This window comes from Methanolobus sp. WCC4 (genome assembly GCF_038022665.1).
GTDB lineage: Archaea > Halobacteriota > Methanosarcinia > Methanosarcinales > Methanosarcinaceae > Methanolobus.
In genome coordinates, this window is sequence record NZ_CP150629.1 from 351067 (window position 1) to 376118 (window position 25052).

The 25052-nt window shown below is 44.0% G+C and carries 25 protein-coding genes and 2 tRNA genes; 12 read left to right on the forward strand and 15 right to left on the reverse strand.

Features of this window, described 5'->3' with window-relative positions; genetic code table 11:
- Positions 1–133: 133 nt before the first annotated feature.
- Positions 134–1492, reverse strand: coding sequence for a hypothetical protein (locus V7O63_RS01840; protein ID WP_340819633.1), 1359 nt, complete (start codon positions 1490–1492; stop codon positions 134–136).
- Positions 1493–1706: 214 nt separating this feature from the next.
- Here V7O63_RS01840 and V7O63_RS01845 point away from each other — a divergent pair, with 214 nt between their 5' ends.
- Positions 1707–1994, forward strand: coding sequence for a hypothetical protein (locus V7O63_RS01845; RefSeq protein ID WP_340819634.1), 288 nt, complete (start codon positions 1707–1709; stop codon positions 1992–1994).
- Between the two features lie 10 nt (positions 1995–2004).
- Here V7O63_RS01845 and V7O63_RS01850 read toward each other — a convergent pair whose 3' ends face one another.
- Positions 2005–2301, reverse strand: a complete 297-nt coding sequence (locus V7O63_RS01850) for a DUF5658 family protein (protein ID WP_340819635.1) — start codon at positions 2299–2301, stop codon at positions 2005–2007.
- Between the two features lie 293 nt (positions 2302–2594).
- Positions 2595–3476 (reverse strand): ribonuclease HI family protein, encoded by an 882-nt coding sequence (locus tag V7O63_RS01855; RefSeq protein ID WP_340819638.1) that lies wholly within the window; start codon positions 3474–3476, stop codon positions 2595–2597.
- Between the two features lie 209 nt (positions 3477–3685).
- Between V7O63_RS01855 and V7O63_RS01860 the strand changes: the two genes are divergently transcribed.
- Positions 3686–3961 (forward strand): hypothetical protein, encoded by a 276-nt coding sequence (locus V7O63_RS01860; RefSeq protein WP_340819639.1) that lies wholly within the window; start codon positions 3686–3688, stop codon positions 3959–3961.
- Positions 3962–4010: 49 nt separating this feature from the next.
- On the opposite strand, the gene V7O63_RS01865 is transcribed toward V7O63_RS01860, so the two are convergent.
- Together V7O63_RS01865 and V7O63_RS01870 are read right to left on the reverse strand one after the other, a co-directional pair.
- Positions 4011–4820: a hypothetical protein gene (locus tag V7O63_RS01865; RefSeq protein ID WP_340819641.1), complete on the reverse strand. Its 810-nt coding sequence runs from the start codon at positions 4818–4820 to the stop codon at positions 4011–4013.
- A 68-nt stretch (positions 4821–4888) separates the two neighbouring features.
- The gene (locus tag V7O63_RS01870) at positions 4889–5383 is read right to left on the reverse strand and encodes a hypothetical protein (RefSeq protein ID WP_340819643.1); all 495 of its coding nucleotides are present in this window, start codon (positions 5381–5383) and stop codon (positions 4889–4891) included.
- Positions 5384–5974: 591 nt separating this feature from the next.
- Here V7O63_RS01870 and V7O63_RS01875 point away from each other — a divergent pair.
- Together V7O63_RS01875 and V7O63_RS01880 are read left to right on the forward strand one after the other, a co-directional pair.
- Positions 5975–6907, forward strand: coding sequence for a hypothetical protein (locus tag V7O63_RS01875; RefSeq protein WP_340819645.1), 933 nt, complete (start codon positions 5975–5977; stop codon positions 6905–6907).
- 40 nt (positions 6908–6947) lie between these two features.
- On the forward strand, positions 6948–7403 hold the full coding sequence (locus tag V7O63_RS01880) for a hypothetical protein (RefSeq protein WP_340819647.1): 456 nt from the start codon (positions 6948–6950) through the stop codon (positions 7401–7403).
- A gap of 67 nt (positions 7404–7470) precedes the next feature.
- Here V7O63_RS01880 and V7O63_RS01885 read toward each other — a convergent pair whose 3' ends face one another.
- Positions 7471–8262 carry a hypothetical protein gene (locus V7O63_RS01885; RefSeq protein ID WP_340819648.1) on the reverse strand — a complete coding sequence of 264 codons (792 nt, stop codon included), beginning with the start codon at positions 8260–8262 and terminating at the stop codon, positions 7471–7473.
- Between the two features lie 113 nt (positions 8263–8375).
- Positions 8376–8447 (reverse strand) — tRNA-Arg (locus V7O63_RS01890).
- Between the two features lie 143 nt (positions 8448–8590).
- Here V7O63_RS01890 and V7O63_RS01895 point away from each other — a divergent pair.
- Both V7O63_RS01895 and V7O63_RS01900 read left to right on the forward strand, forming a co-directional pair.
- Positions 8591–9775: a redox-regulated ATPase YchF gene (locus V7O63_RS01895; protein ID WP_340819650.1), complete on the forward strand. Its 1185-nt coding sequence runs from the start codon at positions 8591–8593 to the stop codon at positions 9773–9775.
- 29 nt (positions 9776–9804) lie between these two features.
- The gene (locus V7O63_RS01900; protein WP_340819652.1) at positions 9805–10464 is read left to right on the forward strand and encodes an undecaprenyl diphosphate synthase family protein; all 660 of its coding nucleotides are present in this window, start codon (positions 9805–9807) and stop codon (positions 10462–10464) included.
- Between the two features lie 7 nt (positions 10465–10471).
- Here the strand turns inward: V7O63_RS01900 and rimI are convergent, their stop codons facing one another.
- A complete protein-coding gene (gene rimI, locus V7O63_RS01905; protein WP_340819654.1) occupies positions 10472–10900 on the reverse strand; it encodes a ribosomal protein S18-alanine N-acetyltransferase in 429 nt (142 codons plus the stop codon).
- 103 nt (positions 10901–11003) lie between these two features.
- Here rimI and V7O63_RS01910 point away from each other — a divergent pair, with 103 nt between their 5' ends.
- From V7O63_RS01910 to V7O63_RS01920, 3 genes are all read left to right on the forward strand, one after another.
- Positions 11004–11507 (forward strand): hypothetical protein, encoded by a 504-nt coding sequence (locus V7O63_RS01910; protein ID WP_340819656.1) that lies wholly within the window; start codon positions 11004–11006, stop codon positions 11505–11507.
- A gap of 164 nt (positions 11508–11671) precedes the next feature.
- A complete protein-coding gene (locus V7O63_RS01915; RefSeq protein WP_340819658.1) occupies positions 11672–12943 on the forward strand; it encodes an ATP-binding protein in 1272 nt (423 codons plus the stop codon).
- Positions 12944–12959: 16 nt separating this feature from the next.
- Positions 12960–13703, forward strand: a complete 744-nt coding sequence (locus V7O63_RS01920) for an MBL fold metallo-hydrolase (RefSeq protein ID WP_340819660.1) — start codon at positions 12960–12962, stop codon at positions 13701–13703.
- A gap of 16 nt (positions 13704–13719) precedes the next feature.
- Here V7O63_RS01920 and V7O63_RS01925 read toward each other — a convergent pair whose 3' ends face one another.
- The 3 genes from V7O63_RS01925 to V7O63_RS01935 form a co-directional block, all read right to left on the reverse strand.
- Positions 13720–14634, reverse strand: a complete 915-nt coding sequence (locus V7O63_RS01925) for a DUF5803 family protein (RefSeq protein WP_340819662.1) — start codon at positions 14632–14634, stop codon at positions 13720–13722.
- A 103-nt stretch (positions 14635–14737) separates the two neighbouring features.
- Complete coding sequence (locus tag V7O63_RS01930; RefSeq protein ID WP_340819664.1) at positions 14738–15529, reverse strand: ABC transporter permease; 792 nt, start codon at positions 15527–15529, stop codon at positions 14738–14740.
- Positions 15526–16467: an ABC transporter ATP-binding protein gene (locus tag V7O63_RS01935; protein ID WP_340819666.1), complete on the reverse strand. Its 942-nt coding sequence runs from the start codon at positions 16465–16467 to the stop codon at positions 15526–15528. Before V7O63_RS01935 ends, V7O63_RS01930 begins: the two co-directional genes overlap by 4 nt.
- Positions 16468–16566: 99 nt before the next feature.
- On the opposite strand from V7O63_RS01935, the gene V7O63_RS01940 reads away from it, so the two are divergent.
- Positions 16567–16974 (forward strand): fasciclin domain-containing protein, encoded by a 408-nt coding sequence (locus V7O63_RS01940; protein ID WP_340819668.1) that lies wholly within the window; start codon positions 16567–16569, stop codon positions 16972–16974.
- Between the two features lie 90 nt (positions 16975–17064).
- On the opposite strand, the gene V7O63_RS01945 is transcribed toward V7O63_RS01940, so the two are convergent.
- The 4 genes from V7O63_RS01945 to V7O63_RS01960 all read right to left on the reverse strand — a co-directional run bounded on the left by V7O63_RS01945 (position 17065) and on the right by V7O63_RS01960 (position 24224).
- Positions 17065–22182 (reverse strand): PGF-pre-PGF domain-containing protein, encoded by a 5118-nt coding sequence (locus tag V7O63_RS01945; protein WP_340819671.1) that lies wholly within the window; start codon positions 22180–22182, stop codon positions 17065–17067.
- 447 nt (positions 22183–22629) lie between these two features.
- Positions 22630–22707 (reverse strand) — tRNA-Pro (locus V7O63_RS01950).
- Between the two features lie 76 nt (positions 22708–22783).
- The gene (gene ribB / locus V7O63_RS01955; RefSeq protein ID WP_340820868.1) at positions 22784–23530 is read right to left on the reverse strand and encodes a 3,4-dihydroxy-2-butanone-4-phosphate synthase; all 747 of its coding nucleotides are present in this window, start codon (positions 23528–23530) and stop codon (positions 22784–22786) included.
- Between the two features lie 22 nt (positions 23531–23552).
- Positions 23553–24224 (reverse strand): winged helix-turn-helix domain-containing protein/riboflavin kinase, encoded by a 672-nt coding sequence (locus V7O63_RS01960; RefSeq protein ID WP_340819672.1) that lies wholly within the window; start codon positions 24222–24224, stop codon positions 23553–23555.
- A gap of 132 nt (positions 24225–24356) precedes the next feature.
- Here V7O63_RS01960 and V7O63_RS01965 point away from each other — a divergent pair, with 132 nt between their 5' ends.
- On the forward strand, positions 24357–24686 hold the full coding sequence (locus tag V7O63_RS01965) for a nucleotidyltransferase family protein (protein ID WP_340819674.1): 330 nt from the start codon (positions 24357–24359) through the stop codon (positions 24684–24686).
- Complete coding sequence (locus V7O63_RS01970) at positions 24683–25021, forward strand: DUF86 domain-containing protein (protein ID WP_340819676.1); 339 nt, start codon at positions 24683–24685, stop codon at positions 25019–25021. Before V7O63_RS01965 ends, V7O63_RS01970 begins: the two co-directional genes overlap by 4 nt.
- Positions 25022–25052 lie beyond the last annotated feature (31 nt).

Here is a 25052-nt window from a genome sequence, read left to right on the forward strand (position 1 = left end):
TCTGCCATGGATTTCTATATATCAATATAGAGTACGGGATCTATAGGAAAATTTACAGCATGCATAAGATATTCCTGCCCGGAACGATCGGATGCTTCAGAGGCATAAAAATAAAAAAGATGACAGGAGTCCCTCACTCACTGTCACCTGACATTATGCTGTATTCGAAATTATCAGTGTTCTCTGAGAGGATACTGAGTTCCCACTCCCCGATGACACCGGATGTTTCATAGACCTCGGTATAGGTCGTTGAATACTGCTGGTATGCAGAAGAACCGCCTGAATACAGTATAGGATCTTCATTTCCAGAGTTCACTGAACCTTTCTTCATCGAACCCACAAGTTCGAGTTCTACTTCCTTTCCGCCATTCTTCAGCACAAGACCGAAAGCTGGTTGCTGGTCTGCAGAGCCACCGGTGTAGCCTGCGCCTGAATACTCATACCGAGTAGCGGTCACCTCAATCCTAATAGGTGCATCGATAGTGGTGACAAACTCTGTAACAAATGGTTCGGATGGTTGCTCCCAAACATCAAGATATAGATAGACCTGATCTTCCCACTCATTCAGAGCAGGGTCATCTATTCCCAGATCAATTGATGGTGCATAACCTCCCTGAACACCTTCCGGTACTTTCAGATGAATTGTCACAGTTCCTGTTTCGCCTGCCCTTATCACAGAAGGTGCATCAATGGTGATAGAATCCTTCATGAATACATCATTGGAAGACACACTGCCATAATCATAGAATGACCTGGCAGCTGAGATAGCACTCCCAGAAAGCTCAGGACTGATGGAGATATCCTCATCACCTGTATTCACAAGGTTTATCTCATAATCGTATTCCTCACCGGCCTCGACCCTGTCATTAATGTAGTTGGTTGAGATCTCAACACTTGGCAGGATCCATACTTCCACGGAGAGTTCAAGGTAATTACCATAATAATAGGAGGATATTTTAGAGTCTATTTTGTAATCTACCCCATCATCACCTGCTTCATTACCCAGGACAGACCTGTCAAAGACGATATTGGCATTATAATATCCCAGCTCAGCATCTTCAGGGATCGATACCTCTACTGTGAATTCCTTTTTCTCATCAGTTCCCATGACCACATTAGAAGGTGTTACAGTGACCCATTCCTCTTCAAGGAAATTCTCTGTGTATGGCTGGATCACCATTACAGGGTCAATGGTAATTTCTTCATCGGCTCTGTTGCTGATCGTGACAGTGAAAGTGTCTGTTTCGCCAGGTTGCAGTTGAAGGTAGGAATATGCCGGTCTTATCTGAAGACTTCCATATCCCATGTCAGGAATACGGATGGCTTCGACCTCTTCCATAATAGGTTCTTCGACATACACTGCTGAGACCACTGCCCTGTTAGAGAACAGCGGTTCAATTAAAGGAGTTGCATCATCTGCCACTGCCCCTGTGATAAAGACAGCACTGACAAGCAGCAGCCCCAATGCAATATAGAGTGGAGTTCTTTTCATTGTAACATGCTTCCTATTTTGTTCTCAATTACCAGAATGGGACACACATATTAAAGAATTCTCTAAACTTCAAATTGGTTTGTAGCTAAGAATGCTGCAGCATGTCGATGATAAATAATGTACGAAGTGAATATACATTGAAAAAGAGAAAAGTGGGATGAGAATATCAGGACATCCGGGTAGCTTTATATGCAAAAAATAGCAGGTTAATAGTATGCAGGAAAAAAGATATCCTAAAGGCCACTTCATGGCAAGGGGAATGATAATGGGTCTTCCATTAGGTATTCCGATAGGGATCATATTAGAAATGATAGCCATAGGACCGGCAATCGGACTGGGCCTTGGAGTTGGTATCGGCGCATATCTCGAGAGGAGATATAATCCGGATCCATTGCCGATGACACCTGAAGAGGAAGCTCAGAGAAAGAAGGTCCTGATGGCACTTAGCGGAATATTCCTGCTTGGCATTATAATGTTCATTATTCTCCTGATGAGCACATAAGGTACCATCTTCATCCATTCAGGACCATTGCCATATTGCTCACCGTTGCGAAAAGTCCTATGCATGATACAGAGTAGCGTGTAATGTTCCAGTAGTAACGGTCCAAGTTCCTGTAAACATGATACATCAGGAATATGAACCCGATCTTCAGGGGAATTAGAGAGATAAAACCGTATATCCCGAATATCTGGGACAGGAAGGGATTACCTTCATAGAAATTGCCTGTTTTGAGTGCGTACAATGTTGTGAGAGTATCACCTACGACATAGAGTAGCAAGACGAGTTTGATATCTTTTACAAAAGACATTTTTTGATCACTTTCGTTTTGGTTATTTAATGAGTGTATCAACAAACAACCCTGCTGATCATGCATTTCAGTGCAATAGCCCTGATGTAACCCCATATCCTATATTCTCATCATGTGTATTAAATCTTTAGATATTATTTTATGAAGTTAAAATAATAATCGAATTGATATAATTCATCCAATAATTGTGAGAGTGGCTGTTTTAACGATGAACCCTACCATATCAGCTCTGAGAAAAATAAAAATGAAAAACAAAGAAGAATAGAGGATGAAAAAAAGAAAAGAAGAGACCTTCAGAAAGCGAAAGTCTGTCTGTTCAGATAATATTTAGCTCCGCGTGATGACCTTGTCTTCTTTTTCGCAGGAGAGTTCTTGTTTTTATTTTTAGCAGCATTCCCCTTACTTCCATTACTACCGGCTTTCTTCCTGCTCTGTATGTCGAACCTGACCTTCTTGATGGCAAGGTCCAGTGCAAGTCCCCTGAGCATCCAGCTCAGTGCCTGTGCCTGATGATGTTTGTGGCGGTCCTTTTTACCGGGGAATGCATCAACGACCATCCTCGTGGCTTTCTCACCTGCCATCTCCTGTAACTCGAATAAGGTCCTGTCCGAGAGTATGTCCTTTGATGAGATGTGAAGACGCTTATACATGGCATTGCCAGGGAATGGGGTTGAGTTCATGGAAGCGATAATCTTCCTCAGTTTCCCTGTTGCAGGAGAATTTCTGACATCTATGAGGAACTCCCGGTCGTTGGGATAAAGGATACGCACTTTCTGCTTTGACTTAGAGAGATGGTCAGCCTGCTTGTTCTGCATCCGCGGGACCCACCGGAAGTGTATGTCAAGCTCATACTCCCTGATGATGTTGGTAATCTCACGATGGATGTTCCAGATATCATCACCCGCGATAGGATATAGGCCGCGCATCTGGTAGATGACGGTCTGACTGTCCCCCATTACTGAAAGAGGACCCTGACCGTCGGCTTTGACGTATTCAAGTATACCTTTCTTGAGGGCAAGGTATTCTGCAAAAAGAGCGTTATTACTGGTGTCTTTCTCAAGGCGGTCGTTTCCGAGTATTGAAAATGAGTTGTTCTGCAAGGTCACAACCCAACCCAATCCCATGCATCCACCCGGATTCGGAGTGCATGAGCCGTCGAAGGTTATTGCATCCATGTTTCTCGTACTGGTTAGAATGTATCTTAAGCCGTACACAGGAACTTTCCCTTGCACAATAATATTGCCTTAGAAATATATAACAATGTAGTATAGGATATATTGATGGGTATATAGATTCAATAGAACATTAGGGCTGACGGGACGGGAGACTATCGAAAAGCCTTATGAATCACTATTGAACATAATAATTGATTGGAGATATCAAGATGTACACAGTCTATATCAGAGCACTGGATGGTTCCTACATAAATGTTGACAAGATAATTCAGATATATGCTGCTGATTTTGAGGGCGAGGAATTCATAATGGCAATGTCCACATATGAGACAGCCGACCCCATAGCAGAATGTACGAACAACCCCGATCCGGACCAGTTGATCTCAAGCACACTTTCCGCAATAGCCAATGCGAAGATCGAGTCCAATACCATAGGAGAGGCTGTGATAGTCGATCTCGCAGAAATGGGACAGAACGTTTTTTAAAACCAGCTCACAACAGGCTGGTTCCCACAGGATACTAGCCTGAGAACAACTAACAGAACATCAAAAAGACCAGTTCCCGCGTCTGGTCGATCAGTTCCCTTACATCATCTACCAGAGACTGCTCAGTCTCGTCAGCACTGGCACACCTGTCTCTTAAAGCCACAAGTTGCTCTAGTGTCACAAGCAGTTCCTGGTCGAACCCTTTAGCCTCATCGGATTCACGAAGTCTCTGAACTATTGCAGCCATGGTCTCTTCTGGCTCCGGTTCAACCCCATTCACCTCACACAGCATCTTCAGGTAGCTTTCGAGAGCCTCATCAGCAACAGTAGCCGCAGAACTAACATACCCCTGCTGATACAGGCTTTCTGCTTCATCAAGCTCGGAATTTATCAGATCTGCTGCAAGCATCCTTTCATTGTTGTTCCTTGCCGAAACGACAGGAGGCTCTATTGAGTGAAGCATGCTCACCATTGGATCGAAACTGGCCCTGAACTCCTTTCTCAGTTCGCTCTTGTCATTGGAATTGCTTACAGGATCCTTCAGGCCTATGAGAGAGATAATCGTTTTATTAAGCCCTGCAAATTCCTCGCATTTTGAGTTACCAGCCCTTCCTGCATATTCCTTAAAAAGACCCAGGCAGCCTTCATACCATTCCCCGTACCTCTGGAGAAGAACACTTTGCAGAGGCTCGTTCTTTGAATTAATCACACATATGTGATATTCGACATTCTGCAATCCCGTGGAACCGTCATCCACACGCTTCATCCTCTTTTGTGTGGTGCCTTTCAGCAGGTCAATATACATCCTTTCGATAAGTTCGGCCTCTTTGATGTATGCGGTTATGTCGGGGTGATCCATAATAATAGGATGGGGTATTTTGTATTTAAAAAGGATTGGAAAGAAGTGTGAAGTTGGCATATTAACGTTCAGTTGTCAGAAATTACCGAAAGAAATAGAGGAACAAATATCCCAAAAAAGTAACCTGTATAGTGACCTACGGAATTGATAATAGCACCGTCCCGTACAATCTCCGGAGGGACCAGAACAGGCAGAATGAATATGTAATCCAGAGTTACAAAGAGCAATCCCAGAAAGTACAATTGCTTTAAATTTGGGAAACATCTCCACCAATTCCTGACATCTGAATTCTGCTTGATGACCTCTACGATGACATCCTTTTGCATGTATACCAATATCAATGCAAATGTGATCATGAATATGTACGGGAGTATCTGGAAGGTAAGATTCCCGAGGACCAGTAAAAGGTTCATGACAACTATCAGGGAAAGGAATGTGAGGTCAATGTCCTTGAATGAGTATTCCTTAAGGAATCTATAGACCACATATATCAGATATCCATACAGAGAACTGACAAGTCCTGAAAAACCCTGATATGTTGTGTTAAGACCGATCATGTTCAATGATACAATTGATATCACCCAGGGCAAGAACAGAAACATGAGTGACGAGTACACATAGAATCTACGTTTGTTTGTTTCAAAATTGAAGATCAAAAAACAAAGTGCAAGATAAGAAAACAAGTTCCCGGAAAAGTGTTGCAAATCACTATGTACATAATTTGAGAGAAAGAGCGAATACAGTGTTATCCTTGAAGGATACATGATGAAATATGCTTCTTTAAGGCTGACCGGAAGATAAAAGATGAATATAAGTAATGCCGGAACCAGTACGAAATAGAACAGCCAGTCACTTTTTTTCCAATTTACAGCAAATAGATATGCTGAGTAAAAAGAGGCAAAGTGGCATTTAATACGTAATGACATTTAAAATGTATTTTAAGTTTAGTGTAAATATGCTTTTGGGTTGGTCGGTTACAAAACAAACTTCCACCAATGAGAATATAATTCAATAGACACAATAATATTGGGGGAGGTCCGGCATGTTTTACAAAGAGTATCAACTCTGCAGTTCAATAATAGCATCTAGCTGAGCTATTACATATTTTGCGGATTCTGCCCATGATATTAAGATCAACAGGGAGAGGGTTGAATATGAAAGTTAAGATCACAAAAGCAGCCTTAGTGCTTGCTGCAATAATACTGATAAGCATTGTTTTTGTACCAACAGCGGCCGCCACTCCAGAGGACTCTCTGGAGAAATGGACGAAAGACCATACTGTGAAGAATGTCAAATTGACGACGACCTACAAATATGAAGATGGGTACCTGGAAATAAAGGAGACCTATTCCGGTAGTGAGCTGAAGAAGAAGACAGGACTCAGCAAATTCAATAAAGAGAAGAAGATCCCTCTGGAAATCGGAACTGTCATGGTGAACAAAGAGGGAGATGAACTGACCGTTACAGAGAACGAGCTCATCCTGAAAACCAAAAAAGACGGGACCATCAAGCTGGAGAAAGGAAAAGAAAATGTGTATACGACCAAAATATCACTGGTAATGACACTTGAAAGTGATCCATACCCATGGTGGATCAAGTTTGACTATCCTCAATGGACGTGGTCAATGTCCAGCGGCTGGTATGTAAGGGAAGACCCAATCAATATGGTGTGGGAAGAGCCAGATATAGGTGAAGTGAAATATGTGGTCGTGAATTATGAAAAGTGGACTGACAATCCATCTGAGTACACGCATTATGTCTTTGATTACCTGGATAATCGTTGGGAAGTAGGAGATGGCGTGGCTGAAAGTGTACTTAGGATCACCGGTGGATACCATGCACGTTTGTGGACTATTTCCACTGATGAAGAGGAGGTTGTGATTGCAAATGCTCATAAAGATGATAGTGTCTTCAATTGGCCACTAGGACATCAGGCTATTGAGTATGAAGGTGCGGAAGATGAAGTTGCTGGCATTTATTCTGATGCAGGATGGAATGTCGATTATGATGCATATTTCCTTAAAAACAGGTACTTGAACGAATATGATGCATTTAACAACGGGAAAGCCACTGTGATTACTCCATAATGAGGTGGACCACCCACCTTTCTTATTTTTTGGAAGAAATATGGACAAAAACAGATCCATTGTCTCAGCAGCAATTGTAGTCTTACTTCCATTATTGCCTGCATTGATAGACGTAGGATACAAGCTGTACTCGCCGATAATGGAAGATGTGATATTGCACATCCTGATGACCACCGTTATATTTGGTGTCCCGGCAGCATTCATAATCTATTATGGATACACTACAGGAGATGAGATCACTTCCACATTGTCAGGTGTCTTTTTGGTTCCCCTTTACAGCCTTTATTCAGATATCCTTCTGGAACTGCTCGACCCACATTTCATAATATCAGGTGCAGGTTACTGGTTGCGGATCACGACCTTTATTGATCTTGCGATCCCTGCTGTAATTTGTGGAGCAATGGGGTATTTTGCTTCAAGGAGGACGAGAAAATCTCTTTTGGTTTCGGTTTTTTTAGGGATGGTGTTTATCCTTATGTTCAGTCTAATCGATTAAGGATTTAGAGTAACATCTATGTAGCAATATCGTGCAAGTCATAATAGTAGGAGAGGGAGACTTGTATTTAAGAAAATGCCATGAAAGTTATTTTCTTTGTTTTGTCAATTAGCTCCCTTACTTCTTGCTTTTTAGGCTCTTCCCCAGGATGAGCGCATTTATTTCTCAGAGAACCAAGATGTTCTATTGATTTAAGCATAACTAAGTCAAAACCAGGTACTTTTTCAGATGTACGGAGTTTTTGAGCTAGGGGGTATAGCGTGTCTTTTGAATCAAGTTCTATTTCGTTTAATTCGCACAAAGTTTTCAAGTATCTTTCAAGAACAATTCCGGCAATGATACCTGCAGGTCGGATAAACTCTTTTTCATACAACAACTCTGCCCCATCAAGCTCAGAACTCAATAAATCTGCAGAAATAACTCTCTTGTAGTTGTTTTCATTCAAAGCAATAATTGGTTTTATTGTATGTAAGATATTCAGTTGGATATCAAAATATTTTATAAAGTTATTTTCCAACTGAATTTTTCTAGGAGACGATGTACCAGTCACTCTTAAATCAATCAAAGACAGTATTTCTAAGTACTGATTTACAAATTCTTCATACTTATCTGTCTCTTGAAAATCTACATATTCTCGAACAATTCTCCTGCAAACTTCATACCATACTTCATATTTTCTTAGTATATTGCGCTGAAGTGGCTTCCTTGCTTTATTAATTTTGCAGAAATCAATCTCAACAATCTGATTGTACTGATTTCTTCTTTTTTCTGCTTTAGCAGTGCCATTTAGCAAATCACCATATAGTTTTTCAATTTCTTCAGCTTCATTGATATAATAATCTATATTCAAATTTTGCATATTTTACTAAATGGTAAAAACCCTATATAACCAAAGCGAATATTAGAAGAAGTGCAAAAAGTCAAAATTACAAAATACTTCACTCTAATATTAGAAGTAAAAAAAGTAAGAAGCGTCCCGACCGAGGATCGAACTCGGATCTAAGGCTCCGCAGGCCTCAAGGATATCCATTACCCTACCGGGACATTGGGGTTCATGCTCTAATGTCTTTCTGCCATATAAAGATTATTGGTTGAGGATAAATAACCATGCATTATTTGGCATCTTTACTATCTGAAGAATGGGAACGATCAATAAAAGTTAAATGCTGCAAGGCTGATTACTAATCATGTCGATGACAATAGGACTTGCAGGGAAACCCAATGCAGGGAAATCCACATTCTTTAAGGCTGCAACACTGGCAGACGTTGAGATAGCCAATTATCCTTTCACAACCATTCACGCGAACAAGGGAGTGACCTACGTAAAGGCGGAATGCCCATGTGTCAGCCGTGACAAACGCTGTGGCAACTGTTCCGACGGCATACGTTACGTTCCGATCGAACTCATAGACGTTGCAGGTCTGGTACCGGATGCCCACCAGGGGCGCGGACTTGGTAACACCTTCCTTGACGACCTCCGTCAGGCACAGGCCATCATCCACGTGATCGACGCCTCAGGTGCAACAGACATCGAAGGTAATCCTGTTGACATTGGAGAGCATGACCCTCTCGGAGACATAGATTTCCTCAACCATGAGCTCACCATGTGGATCCACAGTATAATCATGAGGAACTGGGTCAAACTATCACGCAAGATACAGGCAGAAGGACTCTCCATCGAGCACACACTTGCTGACCAGCTAATGGGAGCAGGGGTTAACGAGCAACACATCATTGAAGCACTCAACCAGTGCAAACTGGACAGGAACCACCTCACCACATGGAGCGAAGAGGATATAATCCATTTCTGTGATGCAGTCCGCGCCTTAAGCAAACCTATGATAATCGCCGCCAACAAGATGGACGTAGCACCACCTGAGAACGTAAGCAACCTTCAGGAACTGGAGCAGATAGTAGTACCCACAAGTGCAGCAGCAGAACTTGCACTGCGTTCCGCATCCAAGGGAAATGCCATCAAATACGAGCCAGGGGATGAAGATTTCACCATCACCTCAGAGGAGCTCAGCCCCGCCCAGAAGAAAGGGCTTGAGAACGTACGCGCCCTCATACAGAAGACCAACGGTACAGGAATACAGGAATGCATCAACAGCGCTGTGTTCAAGCTCCTGGACCTCATAATAGTCTATCCGGTAGAGGATGAAGGCAAGTGGACCGACAAGAATGACCGCATGCTCCCTGATGCATTCCTCATGAAAAGAGGTTCCAACGCACATGACCTCGCCTACAAGGTACACTCAGATATCGGTGAGAGATTCCTCTACGCAGTGGACGCGAAAACGAAGATGCGCCTCGGTGAGAAACATGAACTTGCCGATGGTGACGTAGTGAAGATCGTATCCACCGCAAAATAAGATCAACAAACCCAGAATACCGACCGAACATGAGCTTTGTCACATCTCTCTATGAGAAACGTCTTCTGAAGCGGATAAAGGAATATCCCAGCCCCGGACACATTTCACTTGTGATATCCGAAGCTGACCTGCTTCAGAAGGACGGACTTAAGAAGCTTAAGGGTTACATACTCTGGTGCAGGGAGCTCGGAGTAAAGATCGTCAGCATCTACGTCGATGTCCTTGACACCGAAAAGCCGCTACGTTCACAGATGATCGCACAGCTTACCGGGGAGATCGATGATATCCTGCAAAAAGCACCTGAACAGGTCGGTTACGAGATATTCGGGGAGAACGGTGAACCCTTCTCAAAAAGAAAAGAAAATGGGTTCAAGGTCTATGTATCCGTGGGTTTTGGAGGACGCGAAGAGGTTACAAGGGCCGTGAAGGATATACTTCAAAAGGTAAAAGATGGTGATATCAAACCCTCGGACATCGATGAGAGTATGATCGAATCCCGCCTGCTGGTCAAACACGAACCTGACATCTTCATCCGTTCAGGAGGAAAACACCTCTCCGATTTCCTGATATGGCAGTCCATATACTCTGAATACTACTTCACCGATGTCAACTGGCATGAAGTAAGGAAACTCGACCTCCTGAGGATCATAAGGGATTTCCAGAAGCGTCAGAGAAGATTCGGGAAGTAACACCGGGTCAGATATCCTTTTCCATCACAATGGCATTGTCATCCATATAGTATCCTTCTACTTTCCCTGTGACCGCAAAACCATTGCTGGCATAGAAAAGCCGGGCATCCATATTCTTTTCCCTGACCTCAAGGATCATGCTGTTGAAGCCATAGAGTAGGGCAAGGTCTATACACCACTCAAGAAGCTCACTTGCAATCCCCTGCCTCCTGTAGTCACGGTGTACCGCAATGCTCTGAAGATGTGCCTTTCCCCTGTCCTCGGAAGAACTGACTATGGCATAGCCGAGTATCCTGTCCTCCTTCTCATAGACTACGAATCCGGGATTGGGGAGGTGTGCCTTGAAGAGAAAATCAGGCCATGGAACAGCAAAGGAACAATTCTCGACCTCAACCACCTCAGGGATATCCGCTTCCATTGCCCTTCTAATCACCATATTACGCAGCCAGCCATTGTTCTGATCATCTTTAATTGCCCTTAATTATCTGTGAAAGTGAGCTGAGAGTAGTATTTATAGGATACATACTAAAAACTTACCGATGGCATACGGCATTTTTATATGTACAAAGTGCAGGGAACAGGCACAGATAATCGAAGTTGGCAGTTCAAAGACCACACGCTGCCAGAGATGCAATGCCACCCTGTTGACAAGGAAGTTACGAATCTTCTTTTCCTCAGATGACCTTGATGAGACGATCTCTGTCAGGACACAGATACAGGCACAGATAGCTGAAAAAGGAAAGTACGGGCACCGCATGGAAGGAGAGAATTCCACCACACAGCATCAGGTCTTTGGCACAGAGATAGACGATAAGGCAGCGTGCCTGATCGATAACAGGAAAGACCGAAAGAAGACGAAGAAACCCGATGAACTTATCCTCGGGATACTCATGTCACATGATGGAAAGATGTCACATGAGGAACTAAAAGAAGCGGCTATGACTCAGGATATGGATGGGGAACGCTTCGAGGATGTACTGAAGAAGCTCCTGCAGGAAGGAGAGGTGTATTCTCCCTCAAAGGGATCCATAAAGATAGTTTGAGTGGAACTGAGGACCGGACCAGCCAGATTACATGTTTATCATCTTTTTGTGAATGAATGAAACATATCCACTCTGATCATACAAAAAATATATCTAAAAAGATGGATAATATGTAATGTCTGAATGATTTGCTTCCGACCAAAAAAATCTTACCAGGTATGATCATGTCCGATATAACCCTTGATATTGTGGAACTGCTACTGACAGCACAAATATATAACAAATATCCAGAGATGGATGCAAGCGACCTGCCCAGGGATCTACGTAAATATTACTGGAGCAGGGACCACAGGAATGTTCCAAGGCCTATACGGATCACTGCGGCAGATGTTGAGAAGATACTTGAGGAAGAGAATCTCGAAAGCAAGATCAGGGCACTACCTTTTGCGAATATCGATGATAAGGAGTTCTCAGCAAAGATAACCGCCCTTGATATCGGTGCGGAATGGTTCCAGAAAAAGGATGAGAACCGCGACAGGATATCACAGAACCCCGTCCTTGCATTCTATTACGAGAAAAAGCAGACCGAAGGTGCGGATTACAGCGAGGCTAAAACGAAGGTCAGACCAAAAGAGGTCGACAGGGAGTGGATCGAGTCCCTGATAGCTGAGATAGAGAAGGAAGAAGGCGGCTCGGACATGCTCAAGCTGGCAGAGATCTGCGCACCTGAGGATATAAAACAGACAATAAAGGACTTCGTCCTCACCCATGAGCAGGAAGAGGAAACCAAGAAGATCGTCAAGGCCATCCAGTATCGTGATTACCTGAAGCACATCGGACTATACGATGTCGGTAAGATACTCATGGTAGGACCACCGGGAACCGGAAAGACCTCACTTGCCAAGGCGATGTCAGAGCATCTATCCATACCTTTTGTGGAGGTCAGGCTCTCAATGATAACCGACCAGTACCTCGGAGAGACAGCCAAGAACATTGACAGGGTATTCAACCTTGCCAAGAGGTTAAGCCCATGTATTCTCTTTATCGATGAGTTCGATTTCGTCGCAAAGACACGTTCATCCGACGAGCATGCAGCACTCAAGAGAGCTGTCAATACACTTCTCAAGGCTATTGATAATGTCAGCCTCACAACGGACGGCGTACTTCTCCTTGCTGCAACCAACCACCCGAAGATGCTCGACTCCGCAGCATGGAGGCGTTTCGACGAGATTATGAAGTTCCCGCTGCCTGATGTGGACATGCGTAAGAAGATACTCGATATTGTCACAAATGAGATCAAAGGAGAATTTGATACCGAGGAGATAGCAGCACTGACACACGGCTACAGCGGTTCCGATCTCAGGATGGTCATCCGCGAGGCTGTGCTCACCGCACTTGTGACCGAGAGAATGGAACTCACACAGAAGGACATGCTCAACGCGGTGGCAGCATTCGACGAAAGGGCCGTCATCAAGACCAACGAATACGAAGAATAGTTCATCAGGTCAGCTCATGAAGATCACACTTCTCGGAACAGGAGATGCCACCGGAACCCCTGTCATTGGTTGCAATTGTCCGACCTGTCAGGATGCCCATAAAGGTGGGAAGAGCCAGCGTACAAGATTTGCCATCCTGATAGAGTCATCCGAAGGTACCGTTCTTATAGACTCAGGACCTGATCTTCGATACCAGTTGCTCAAACAGGGAACAAGACACATAGATGGTGTGATCTGGACGCACGGTCACTACGACCATTTTGCAGGTTTTGCCGAGTTCCACAGAGTGCAATACAACGTTGATGTCTACGGATTACCTGAGACACTTGAATATATTCTGGATTACCTGCAATTCCTTCATCCAAAGATGCACAAGCAGGAAATGTACGAACCTTTCAATCTTATAGGTCTTGAATTCACACTTTTTGAGGTAATACATCCACCTGTCAAGAGATCGATAGGTGTCATGGTAAGGGACGGAGACACAAAAGTCGTCATCACCGGAGATACTCAGAGGGATATCCCAAAAAAGAGCATCGAAATGATAATGGAACCTGACCTGTTAGTTGCTGATGCGATCGTTCCTCCCACGGTGGAGGTCAAAAAGCACATGAATACTGTGGAAGCCTTTGACCTTGCCAGGGAAATAAAAGCAAAGGAAGTGGTTTTCACCCATCTGAGCCATTTCTTCAAGCCACATGAAGAGGCAATAAAAGAATACCCTCTGGGTTATGATGGAATGGTATTCGAATATCCCTGAGCTTTCGGTTCACTACTTAGTCCTTTCCTTTCTTCTTTGGAACAGTTACCTGATCCTCGATATTCTTCCGGATATTCTCAAGTCTTTTCTTTTCATGCCTGTATCTTGAATAGACAAGCAGAGCGATCAGACCAAGGATCCCTACAGCAATTGAAAGGTCACGTGGTGCATTTTCGGTATAGAACTTGGCAGTGATCAGCTTTGGTACCGGTTCGATATCTTCCTCATCTTCCGGTGAGAAATTACCCAGCATACTCAAAAAGCTGCTTGTTGTCACTTCGTTCGTCCACACAAGATTCTCGCGGCCCATCTCATCATAGTATACCTCATCCGGGGATGGTTTGACCTTTCCGATAAGAGAATTTCCTGTTGTGTATCCTTCCGGCAGTACGAAGCGAACAACTGAAGGTGGTGTTGTGATATAGATGAAATCCTGCCCCGGTGGTGTTGACATGGTATAGGCTACAAACCCTGTTATCGGTTCTTCGAATGTGATGAACACATGCTTCTGTCCACTGATAACATCATCCGATATCGTGTAATTGATGTCCGAAGCCTCATCCATGATAGAGAGGTCAGTGAAGACTTCCTGAGTTGCATTTGTCTGGTTGGCCAGACCACCCAGTACAACGATGTTGGTAACAGGATCGTTCTGTGACGTGCTCAGATCCTCCAGAGGGATAATATCAATGACGGTCTCGTTCTCAATTATAGAAACAACCCTTGTAGAACCGTTCCTTGAAAGATAGAACGTATGAGTAGGAATGAATGTATCTCCATCATAGCTGTTAGTGAGAAATGTCTCGAACTCGTATGCAGACAGCTCCGGCTGTGTCGTCTCATCATCTACAGGCACAAGATCATCGATGCAGCCACCTGCAAAGATCACAAGACTAAGAACACACAGCATCGGGAAAAAGTATCTTTTCATTGCTACACCAATTGACAGATCTGTTTTATCAAATTATCGTTACATGGTATTAATAATATATCACTGAGACAATGATACCCCATTCAGAACCGGGGATCCGTTTTCAGACTACCAGTCTCTTCTTCATCAGGTTTATAGAAAGTACCAGAAGGATCACACTCACAACAAGCACCCATACCACATCAAGAAGTATTGAAGTTCCCAATACCCCGAAAGACAGTGACCTTATGACATTCACTATGTGTGTCAGCGGAAGGAAAGCTATGGCAAAATACTGTATTGGAACAGGCAGAGCACTAAGAGGGAAGAAGGTCCCGCTGAAAAGGAACATCGGAGTGATGAACAACAATACCGGATAATTGATGGACATTATATTTGGAGTGACAGCGGTGAAGCACATGCCTATAGCTGCAAATAGCAGACCACCCAGGAATGCAAAAGGGATTATCAGAAGTGAATATTTCATGTCGATCAATCCAAAAAGAGCTATAACCGGTATCATCACAGTGGCATTAATCATACTTCGTGTGGCACCCCATAGAAGCTCACCCGCTATCACATCCTCTATGGTAAGAGGCGTGGCAACAATCGCATCGAAGGTCTTCTGATAGTACATCCTTACATAGGAACTGTAGCTGCACTCGAAGAAAGAGGCATACATCACCGATACAGCGATCAGTGCTGGAGCTATGAACTTTGCATAAGGAACCCCGTCAATGCTCTCCACGAACTTCCCCAGACCAAAACCAAGAGCTATCAGGTACAGTATTGGTTCAAGGAAAGGAGGAAGGAAGTTCAGCTTTATGTCCTTCATGAAAACATCCTTGTTCCTCTGCCAGACCTTATACGACCTTGAACTTACAGAAGGTATCCTGAAATGGTCCACCAGATTCATTCTCTCAGACTCCTCCCTGTCAGTTTAAGGAATACGTCCTCAAGTGTTGCAGGCCTTGCACTTATCTTCGAGAGAGAACACTCCATAAGCAAGTACTCCGAAAGCTCCATGACGTTGTCAGGATAGATATGTACCATATCTCCGATTATCTCGTAGTTGGCATCCTTTTCCTGCAGACATGCCAGAAGTTGTGGGTTATTCTCTGCTTCTATGATATTAGAACCAATGAATTCCTCGATCACACCTGTAGGGCTGCCTTCAACCAGGATCCTGCCGTTATCCATGACCACCAGCCTGTCACAGAGTTTCTCCACCTCATCAAGATAGTGGGAGGTCAGGACGATGGTCACACCCTGTTTCTTGAGACTGCGAAGTTTATCCCATATCAGATGACGTGCCTGCGGGTCCAGTCCCACGGTGGGCTCATCGAGTATCAGAAGCTTCGGACGATTTACAAGAGACCTTGCCAGGACAAGCCTGCGTTTCATCCCGCCGGAAAGGCTCTCTGTCATTACATCCCTCTTTTCACCAAGCTGTACAAAATCCAGGAGTTCCTCTACCCTTTTTTCCGCCTCGTTCTTCGGGATGTCAAAATATCTTGAATAGACCATCAGATTCTCGTAGACTGTGAAATCACCATCAAGATTGTTCTCCTGAGGAACTACACCCATGAGAGATTTTATCTCACGATGCTGAGTGCTTACATCCATCCCAAGTACCTCAAGACTGCCACCGGACACAGGCGATACACATTGGATCATCCTCATGGTCGTTGTCTTGCCTGCTCCATTGGGACCGAGAAAACCGAAAACCTCACCTTCATCGATGGTGAAGTTAATGTTATTGACAGCCTGCAGGGACTTGAATGATTTTTGCAGGTCCTTTGCTATGATTATTGGAACTATTGATGACCACCCTTTAGAAAGTTGGAAAGGCATGGTATTAATGATTGCGACTGAAAGGTGGTTTTGCGCATAGCGTGCAAACAGTATTTTAACTATTAAGGACATATGGAGTTTGGAAACAGGAGGATCAACATGACCGAACTGAAGGATCTTATCACAACAGCAAAGGAGAAGGGTTCCTTCCCAACCCTTATGAAAGCGGCAGAGAAGCTCAAGCTCGTCAATAAGTACAGCAATGAAGGTCCTTTCACTATATTCGCACCGGTGGAATCGGCTTTCGAGCCAATACCGGACGAGGTCATCGATGAATCCTTTGATGATCACGGCTACCTTCTGGGAATAATCAACTATCACATAGTCGAAGGAAAGTACACCACCGAGGACCTTGCAGGACTCACAGAGCTCGAAACGGTAAGCGGGAACAAGCTGAAGATAACCGTCAAGGACAACATCAAGGTCGACACTGCAAATATCATTGAAGCTGACATCGAATGCAGCAATGGCATCATCCACGCGATCGATGAGATACTGGTGCCGTAATTCAAAAACAGATCAATAAAAGATATCAATTTCTGGATTTTGTAATAGTAAGTAATAATTCAAAAAATAGAAAATGAAGGTTTTAAACCTTCATTCATTCCTGTTCTTCTGGCGCATTAATGCTACTACCATTGAAACACCTATAATTCCAAGGAGAATTCCAAATCCGGGAGTTCCTTTATCCTCTTCTGTATCTGGCATTTCATCTGTAGCCTCGCTTTCAGTTTGTCCGGAATCTGCATCAGAACCTGTTACATCTCCTGAAGATACATAGTCCTCTTCAGAACGGGTGCTTATTGCAAATGTGGAGAAGCTCGGAGTCCTGGCAACATAATACACGTACTCTCCGTCATCACTTGAAACACTGGTCTCAAGCTGATCCCATGCACTTCCTGTATAATGTGAAAGTACAACATCATCTGTTGAGATACCATTCTGCTCGAGCCACGATCTCTCTACCTTGAAAGTAATGCTGGCTCCGGCAATATTATCGGATTCTACATCACTTACTTCGATATTCAAGTAGCTGTGGACCTTACCTGGTGCAGAACCAGGGATATTATCCGGCCTGGAATCAAGTTTCTGAACAGAAACAGATATCTTTTCAATATCTACTTCGGATTCAACTTCCACGCCTGTAACTTCAGTCTGAGTCAGTGTCACTGAAACAACCTTTACAGGGTCAGAAAGGACCTTTCCGGAAATGTCCTGAGTTACGATCTTTACTCCTTCGTAAGTGCTCTTTGATGCAAGGAATGATTCACGTGTTGTTGATGAAAGACCGTCGGAACTGCTACCTGAATCTGAGCTTGGTGCTGCCGGACCAGTGTATGAAAGACTGGTATTGGTTACTGCGTTGCTTGCATTATCTGTTGCAACGACTGTTACAGTATTGGCACCATAGCCTGCAGATATTGTTCCATTCCATATATCGCTGCCCTGGTCAGTAAGTGATACACCGGCTGCTGTTACACTCTTTATGCCACTTCCACTGTCTGATACATTCACGGTGACCTCGATGCTCTCACCATATGATGTCGGATTCTCAGTGCTCAGTGTCAGATTGTTGAATACCGGATCAGTGTTGTCAATGATTACCTCAAAGGTTACTGATGAAGTACCATTGACATTGCCTGCCTGATCTGTGGCTGAAACGTTGAGCAGGTAGGTTCCGTCAGTACCAGCGATCTCAACATTGCTGTACTTCCAGTAATTGGTTGATGAAACCTGGCTCAGCGTCAGATTATCGTGTGCACTTATACTGCTTACATTATCAATGGACATAACACTTGAAACACCTGAAAGAGCATCAGAGACTGTTGCATTGAGCGTGATCGTTGATCCATTGTTCACTGCTGTGTAACCAGTTGCATATTCAGTCTGGGCGTCAATCACAAGCGGTTCGGTGTTATCTATCTTGATTGTAAGGTTCACTGAATTGTTCACATTACTTGCATTGTCATAGGTCACTACAGTAAGGTTAACTGTTCCTTCTGATACAGCCGAGATGAGTAGTGAATCATTGAACCAGTAGTTATTGCCCACATGCTCAAGGATTGCCAGTGATGATGCAGTCACATCTGAAACATCAACTGTAGCATTCTTCACGCCAACCCCGTCATCAACAATAGTAGCATTCAGTTCAAGGGTGTCTCCATCCTTGAACCACTGGGAACCTGTAGGGGAAACAGGATCTACGACAGGACCAACGTTGTCAATGATAACGGATATGGAACCACTGGAATTCATATTGGTTGCGTTATCAGATGCCTTTACAGGCAGAATAACTGTTCCTGAACTTGAATTGTTCACGATGACAGAAAGCGTGTAGTCATCACCACCAGCAGCTGTGAAGGTTTCCCAATCAAGGGAACTGTTAAGACCGGAAGCATTGACCATTACTGTGGATGCATTCACTCCTGAAAGGCTGCCATCGGTAACTGTGAGGTTCAGCACTACTGTTCCGCCATTGCTTACAGCATTCATACCTGCCTGATAGACAGCTTCGGCATTTGTGAAGACCGGAGCAGTGTTATCAACATTCAATGTCAGGTTGACACTGGTATTCACATTACTGAGATTGTCATAAGCACTTACAGTAAGATTGATCGCGCCTTCGTTCGAGGTAGAGACTGAGAGTGTGTTGTTGGTCCAGTAATCTCCAACAGAGTTCGTCAGTATCGCTGTGCTTACAGACGATACATCTGATGTGTCGACAATTACTGTGTTCATTCCAACAGAAGCATCCGTACTTGAAACGTTGATGTCGATAGTTGAACCATCCTTTAACCATCCCGTACCATCAGGTGATATACCGGTGACCAGTGGGGCAGAATTGTCAAGAACAACTGAGATGGTCTGGCTGGTATTGACATTGGTCGCATTGTCTGCAACACTTACTGGAAGAATGACAGTTCCAGTACTGGAATTATTAACGATCACTGAAAGTGTATAGTCGTCGCCGCCTGCTGAACTGAGTGTTTCCCATGTAAGGGAACTGTTAAGACCAGAGACATTGATCATAACAGAAGAAGCGTTCAAACCAGATTTTGCATCGGTTGCTGTAAGGTTCAAAAGGACTGTGCCACCACTATTAACAGCGGAGTAACCGGACGGATAAGATGCAACAGCATTGCTCACGACCGGAGCAGTGTTGTCAATCTTAATGGTAAGGTTTACCGAACTGTTCAGATTGCTTGCGTTGTCATAGGCCTGCACAGGGAGACCGATAGTTCCTTCGGAAGCTGCAACGATTGTCAGTGAGCTATTGACCCAGCTGTCACCTGCAATGTTATCAAGTATTGCGAATGTCGAGGCATTCACAGCAGAGACATTAACTGTAGCATTCTTTACACCTGATGTTAAATCGGTAATGGTGGCATTCAACTCAAGGGTGTCCCCATCCTTGAACCACTGGGAACCTGTAGGGGAAACCGGATCAACGGAAGGACCAACATTGTCGATAACAACCGATATGGAACCACTGGAATTCATATTGGTTGCGTTATCTGAAGCCCTTACAGGTAGAACAACTGTACCTGAACTTGAATTATTAACAATTACAGAGAGTGTGTAGTCATCACCACCTGCTGCAGTGAAAGATTCCCAGGAAAGGGAACTGTTAAGACCGGAAGCATTGACCTCTACAGAAGAAGCATTGATGCCGGAGAGGACATCGGTCACAGTTACGTTCAGTACAACAGTACCGCCATCACTGACAGCACTCATACCAGCCTGGTAAACAGCTTCAGTATTGGTGAATATTGGATCAGTATTGTCTACCTTTACAGTAAGATTGACACTGGTATTCACATTACTGAGATTGTCATAGGAACTGACAGTGAGGTTAATCGTTCCTTCATTTGACGTCAGGATAGTGAGTGAGCTGTTGGTCCAGTAATTACCCACGGAATTGGTAAGTATCGCAGCACTGGTAGCTGAAGCATCAGAGGTATCCACAGTCACACTGCCCATTCCGGCAGAACCTACATCGGTACTGGATACGTTGATGTCAAGGGTAGAGCCATTGATAAGCCAGCCGGTACCATCAGGAGAGATGCCGGTGACCAGTGGTGCGGAATTATCAAGGACCACTGAGAATGTCTGACTGGTGTTGACATTGGTCGCATTGTCAGAGACACTTACCGGCAGGATAACAGTTCCTGTGCTGGAATTGTTAACGATGACAGAAAGTGTATAATCATCACCACCTGCTGAGCTAAGTGTTTCCCACGTAAGTGAACTGTTAAGACCGGAGACATTGACCTGCACTGAAGAGGAATTGATACCGGAGCGAACATCGGTTGCACTAAGATTCAAAAGAACTGTGCCACTACTATTAACAGCGGAATAACCGGATGGATAAGAGACGACTGTATTGCTCACGACCGGAGCGGTGTTATCAACATTCAATGTCAGATTCACACTATTATTGACGTTGCTTGCATTGTCCTCGGATGTGATCTGAAGGTCAATGCTTCCTTCTGAAGGAGAGGCAACGGTAAGGGAACTGTTGGTCCAGTAGTCACCGGCAGAATTGGTAAGTATAGCTGTTGCACTTGCATTTACAGATGAGACATCAACTGTCACACTGCTTATGTTACTTGCATTTGAACCACCTGTGTCAACTGCACTGACATTGAGGTAAATTGTGGAACCGTTGTTCACCCATGGGTCCGAGGAGACCGGAGATATTGCAGTAACAACAGGTGCCACATTGTCCACCCATACATTGAAACTGACACTGTTGTTCACATTGCTCACGTTATCTGTGGCCGTAACAGGCACAGCAACGGAACCCTGTGTACTGGTACCTACAATCATTGTGTCATTTATCCAGTATCCTCCTGAGGATGACATAGATACTGAACCCAGAGAGTCATTCACATTGCTTCCATCAACAGAGACAGAGAGGAGACCAGAGCCTGAACCATCATCTACAGTGGTATTTAGAGTGATCGTTGTCCCATTGTTGACCCATGTAGGAGTATCTCCGAATGTATTTAGTGTGACCGTTGGTTCGGTGTTATCTACCCAAACGGTGAAATTGACACTGTTGTTCACATGGGATACGTTATCATATGAAGTGATAGGCAGGTCATGCTGACCATCGGTAGCACTTACCATGAATGAACTGTTAATCCAGTAGTTGGAGAATAGGTCAAGGTTGATCACTCCGGCACTTGCATTGACAGAAGTGATATCAACAGTTGCATTCTTCACACCTGAGGCTGCATCGGTAATTGATGCATTGAAATAAAGAGTTGTACCGTTCTTTACCCACGTCTGAGGGGACAGGGTGTAATTCACGGCAGTTACTGATGGCTCACCATCTATAGTCAGATAGATGGCCACATCGGATGGTGTTGCACTTGTATTAAGATTGAAGGAATAAGTTGTATTGGTAAGGGAACCCCAGGAATAGCTCAAATTTGCACCGTGCAGATCGATAGAGAACACAGTTCCGCCATGAACTATTATATTAGTTCCATTAGAAATACTCAGTACATTGCCACTGAAAGATACGTTTGAGGCAGATACGTTCTCAAAACCTGTAAGATCATAGTTGGATGCACTCGAATTATCAAAAGTGATTCCAGAAGGGAAGGTCAGATTCAATGATGTGATAGCCACACTATCATTTGCAGTGAAATTCAAGGTTGAATTTACCGAATGTTCAGTTATGTTCGACCCGTAGTCTGTTACCACACCATTCCCGGAAATGGTTATTCCACAACTGGCTGGAAATACAAAAAATGTAAAAATTATCAGAATTGTCCCTAATAGCAACAAAAATCTGTTGCAGTTCACTTGTTTCCTTATCAAATGTATCCTCTCCGTCAATATGAGTAGATTATACTTAGCACATATATCTAAAGTACACAATAAAATATCGATATTAAAGCTGATAGATATTGATTATCAAAATTAAACGTATTTATTTGAATATACCTCAATTCTATATATTCAGCATATTATATGTACATTATCAATTGTTGAGCAAGTCGATCAGATATGAAAAATATCAGTGTACAGACAAGAAGAAGATAGAATAAAATCAAATCGCGGAGATCTGCAACCCAGATGACGCTTCTGGAGCGCGAGAAGAGGTATAACGCTTCGCGTGATACCTCAAGAGTTAAGTGAACATAGAAATGGTGGGATCGCGGAGATTTGAACTCCAGTCGCTAGACCCCCAGCCTAACAGGATGGACCAGGCTACCCTACGATCCCGCAGGATTGTTGTTAAATAGACATTACAGTATTTTAGTGTTTCCGAGAACAGAAGGTCAAAAAGAAGAGGAAGATATCACTGGGACTTCAGCCAGATATCGTAAGCCTCAACGACTTCCTCACCCTCGACAAAGACAAGGTCATTGTCCTTACCATAATTGATAGCATCATCCTTCTCAAGAGCACGGCCTGTCTCATCATCCAGCATCTCACAGACAACCATTGCAGGAGTTATGCCAGCGATCTTCGCCAGGGCAATGGAGAGTTCTGTCTGACCCATACGTTCATGGACCAGTCCCTTTGCAGCACGCAGGGTCGCAACGTGTCCCGGTGTCCTGAACTCGGTTCCGAAATGGACCTCATCACCTTTGAGTGTCTTCTCGACGATCTCGCCAAGCTTGTTGATGGTAAGTGCACGGTCATTGTCAGGGATTCCGGTACGGGTGTCCCTGTGGTTTACCCAGATAGAGAATGATGAACGTGAATCATATTTGAGGTCCCCTCCCTTTTCCACGATCTTGTGAAGGGCTGTGCTGCACTGGTTAGCTTCCCTCATGACATCCGCCATGAATGGGAGACCAAGTTCCTCAGATGCATCGGAATCGAGAGCTACACAGATAAGTCCGCCTGCATCCTTGCGCATCCACCTGACATCTTCAGGAGTCACTGCATTTGCAGCAATGGTGAAGTCGGTCTCAGCCTCGCGACCCTCAAGATCGAAAAGCAGGATCATCTCACCTCTCTGGAGAGCCTTGATCGCCTTCTGTATATTCTTACTGTAATTTTCAATTGAATCCGCGCTTGAACTCATATTATCACTTATCCTCTTCCTGACTTTCCGGTCATCACTTGCATTTTTGCGGGTTTTTCACCACTATCTTTACTTCGTCGCCATCGTTTAATCTGAGAACTTCCCGCAACTTCACAGGTGCGATTATCTCAAGAAGGTCTGCCGGATAATGTGTCCTGTCCGGTATGATGACTGCACTTTTTATGCCCTCGATCTCGATCGGATAGCATTTCCCTCCACCGAAACTGCGCTCCCCATCATTGAAACCTTTAATCATCATAGGCTCCATGAAATCCATATTGTCACGCATCTGAGCACTCTCATCATTGAGACGGACATTGAGCGTTCCGGGGAATGGGTCGAGACCGAGCTTGTCCCTGAACTGGGACATGTAGCCGTCCTTTGCAATGTAGTACTGTCCTTCTCCAAGACCTGTTATGACCTCACCGTAGAGTTCAAGGTCCGGGTGGTCCTTGCAGAATATCTGTTGATAGTCGGTATACTCATTTTTGAGAAGCACGACACCTTCTTCCGTTAGATGGACCATCTGCCCTCCTGCAACGAGCTGTCTTGAGATGAAACCATCATCCTCAAGCTGTTTGAGCACCCTTGCAGCAGTCTTGGAACTGGCGTCTATGTGGTGCATGAACTCAGTGGAAGATATCTTCACAGGTTTCTCGATCGCACCGAGCAGTGCCAGTTTCTTGAGGGACGTTGTTGTGTACATTGACCAATCACTTCAATCTCATATTTGAGCAGAATCTCATTTATGAGATGGGACTAGATAAAGGTTTTGATACTGGAAAGTTTGCCAGTTTGGCAACTTCAGGGAATTACTCCTGCATGAAACTTAATAAGAATGATAACCAATATGGTTGTGAATATGAACTCTGCTAAGAAGAAAGAGAATCAGATCGATGAATACAGGGAAACCATTATTCCGATACTTGTCAGGAATGATGTGGATAAAGCCGGTATTTTTGGCTCGTTTGCCAGGAATGAGGCAAGAGAAGATAGTGACATCGATATTCTTGTAAGCTTCAGGAGCAGAAAAAGCCTTTTTGACCTTTCCAGACTTGAAATGGAACTTGAAAATGAATCACACAGGAAAGTTGAGGTCGTTACCTACGATTCCATAAGTCCTCTTATACGGGATAGAATCCTGAAAGAGGAAGTGAAGATACTATGAAAGATCCTGAAGTCTTTGTGATGCATATTATTGACTCTATCGATAAAATAGAGGACTTCACCAGCAACAAAACAAAAGATGAATTTCTGGAAGATATCCAGCTTCAGGATGCAACTATCAGAAGAATAGAGATTATAGGTGAAGCTTCGAAGAATATCCCTGAAGAATTCAGAAATAAGTATCCTGAAGTGCCATGGAGTGAAATGGCGAGAACCAGAGACAAACTGATCCACGGGTATTTTGGTGTTGATCTTAATCTCACATGGGATATAGTCCAGCATGACTTGCCAGAACTAAAACAGAAGATGTATCGGATACTCAATGATTTGAAATAATGAAGCTATTAAGCAGCAATTACCAATCTTG

Bases quoted from the DNA above. Each gene is read 5' to 3' on its own strand.
- V7O63_RS01840 (WP_340819633.1), bottom strand. From the start codon at position 1,492: ATGAAAAGAACTCCACTCTATATTGCATTGGGGCTGCTGCTTGTCAGT.
- V7O63_RS01845 (WP_340819634.1), top strand. From the start codon at position 1,707: ATGCAGGAAAAAAGATATCCTAAAGGCCACTTCATGGCAAGGGGAATG.
- V7O63_RS01850 (WP_340819635.1), bottom strand. From the start codon at position 2,301: ATGTCTTTTGTAAAAGATATCAAACTCGTCTTGCTACTCTATGTCGTA.
- V7O63_RS01855 (WP_340819638.1), bottom strand. From the start codon at position 3,476: ATGGATGCAATAACCTTCGACGGCTCATGCACTCCGAATCCGGGTGGA.
- V7O63_RS01860 (WP_340819639.1), top strand. From the start codon at position 3,686: ATGTACACAGTCTATATCAGAGCACTGGATGGTTCCTACATAAATGTT.
- V7O63_RS01865 (WP_340819641.1), bottom strand. From the start codon at position 4,820: ATGGATCACCCCGACATAACCGCATACATCAAAGAGGCCGAACTTATC.
- V7O63_RS01875 (WP_340819645.1), top strand. From the start codon at position 5,975: ATGAAAGTTAAGATCACAAAAGCAGCCTTAGTGCTTGCTGCAATAATA.
- V7O63_RS01880 (WP_340819647.1), top strand. From the start codon at position 6,948: ATGGACAAAAACAGATCCATTGTCTCAGCAGCAATTGTAGTCTTACTT.
- V7O63_RS01885 (WP_340819648.1), bottom strand. From the start codon at position 8,262: ATGCAAAATTTGAATATAGATTATTATATCAATGAAGCTGAAGAAATT.
- V7O63_RS01895 (WP_340819650.1), top strand. From the start codon at position 8,591: ATGTCGATGACAATAGGACTTGCAGGGAAACCCAATGCAGGGAAATCC.
- V7O63_RS01900 (WP_340819652.1), top strand. From the start codon at position 9,805: ATGAGCTTTGTCACATCTCTCTATGAGAAACGTCTTCTGAAGCGGATA.
- rimI (WP_340819654.1), bottom strand. From the start codon at position 10,900: ATGGTGATTAGAAGGGCAATGGAAGCGGATATCCCTGAGGTGGTTGAG.
- V7O63_RS01910 (WP_340819656.1), top strand. From the start codon at position 11,004: ATGGCATACGGCATTTTTATATGTACAAAGTGCAGGGAACAGGCACAG.
- V7O63_RS01915 (WP_340819658.1), top strand. From the start codon at position 11,672: ATGTCCGATATAACCCTTGATATTGTGGAACTGCTACTGACAGCACAA.
- V7O63_RS01920 (WP_340819660.1), top strand. From the start codon at position 12,960: ATGAAGATCACACTTCTCGGAACAGGAGATGCCACCGGAACCCCTGTC.
- V7O63_RS01925 (WP_340819662.1), bottom strand. From the start codon at position 14,634: ATGAAAAGATACTTTTTCCCGATGCTGTGTGTTCTTAGTCTTGTGATC.
- V7O63_RS01930 (WP_340819664.1), bottom strand. From the start codon at position 15,529: ATGAATCTGGTGGACCATTTCAGGATACCTTCTGTAAGTTCAAGGTCG.
- V7O63_RS01935 (WP_340819666.1), bottom strand. From the start codon at position 16,467: ATGCCTTTCCAACTTTCTAAAGGGTGGTCATCAATAGTTCCAATAATC.
- V7O63_RS01940 (WP_340819668.1), top strand. From the start codon at position 16,567: ATGACCGAACTGAAGGATCTTATCACAACAGCAAAGGAGAAGGGTTCC.
- V7O63_RS01960 (WP_340819672.1), bottom strand. From the start codon at position 24,224: ATGTACACAACAACGTCCCTCAAGAAACTGGCACTGCTCGGTGCGATC.
- V7O63_RS01965 (WP_340819674.1), top strand. From the start codon at position 24,357: ATGATAACCAATATGGTTGTGAATATGAACTCTGCTAAGAAGAAAGAG.
- V7O63_RS01970 (WP_340819676.1), top strand. From the start codon at position 24,683: ATGAAAGATCCTGAAGTCTTTGTGATGCATATTATTGACTCTATCGAT.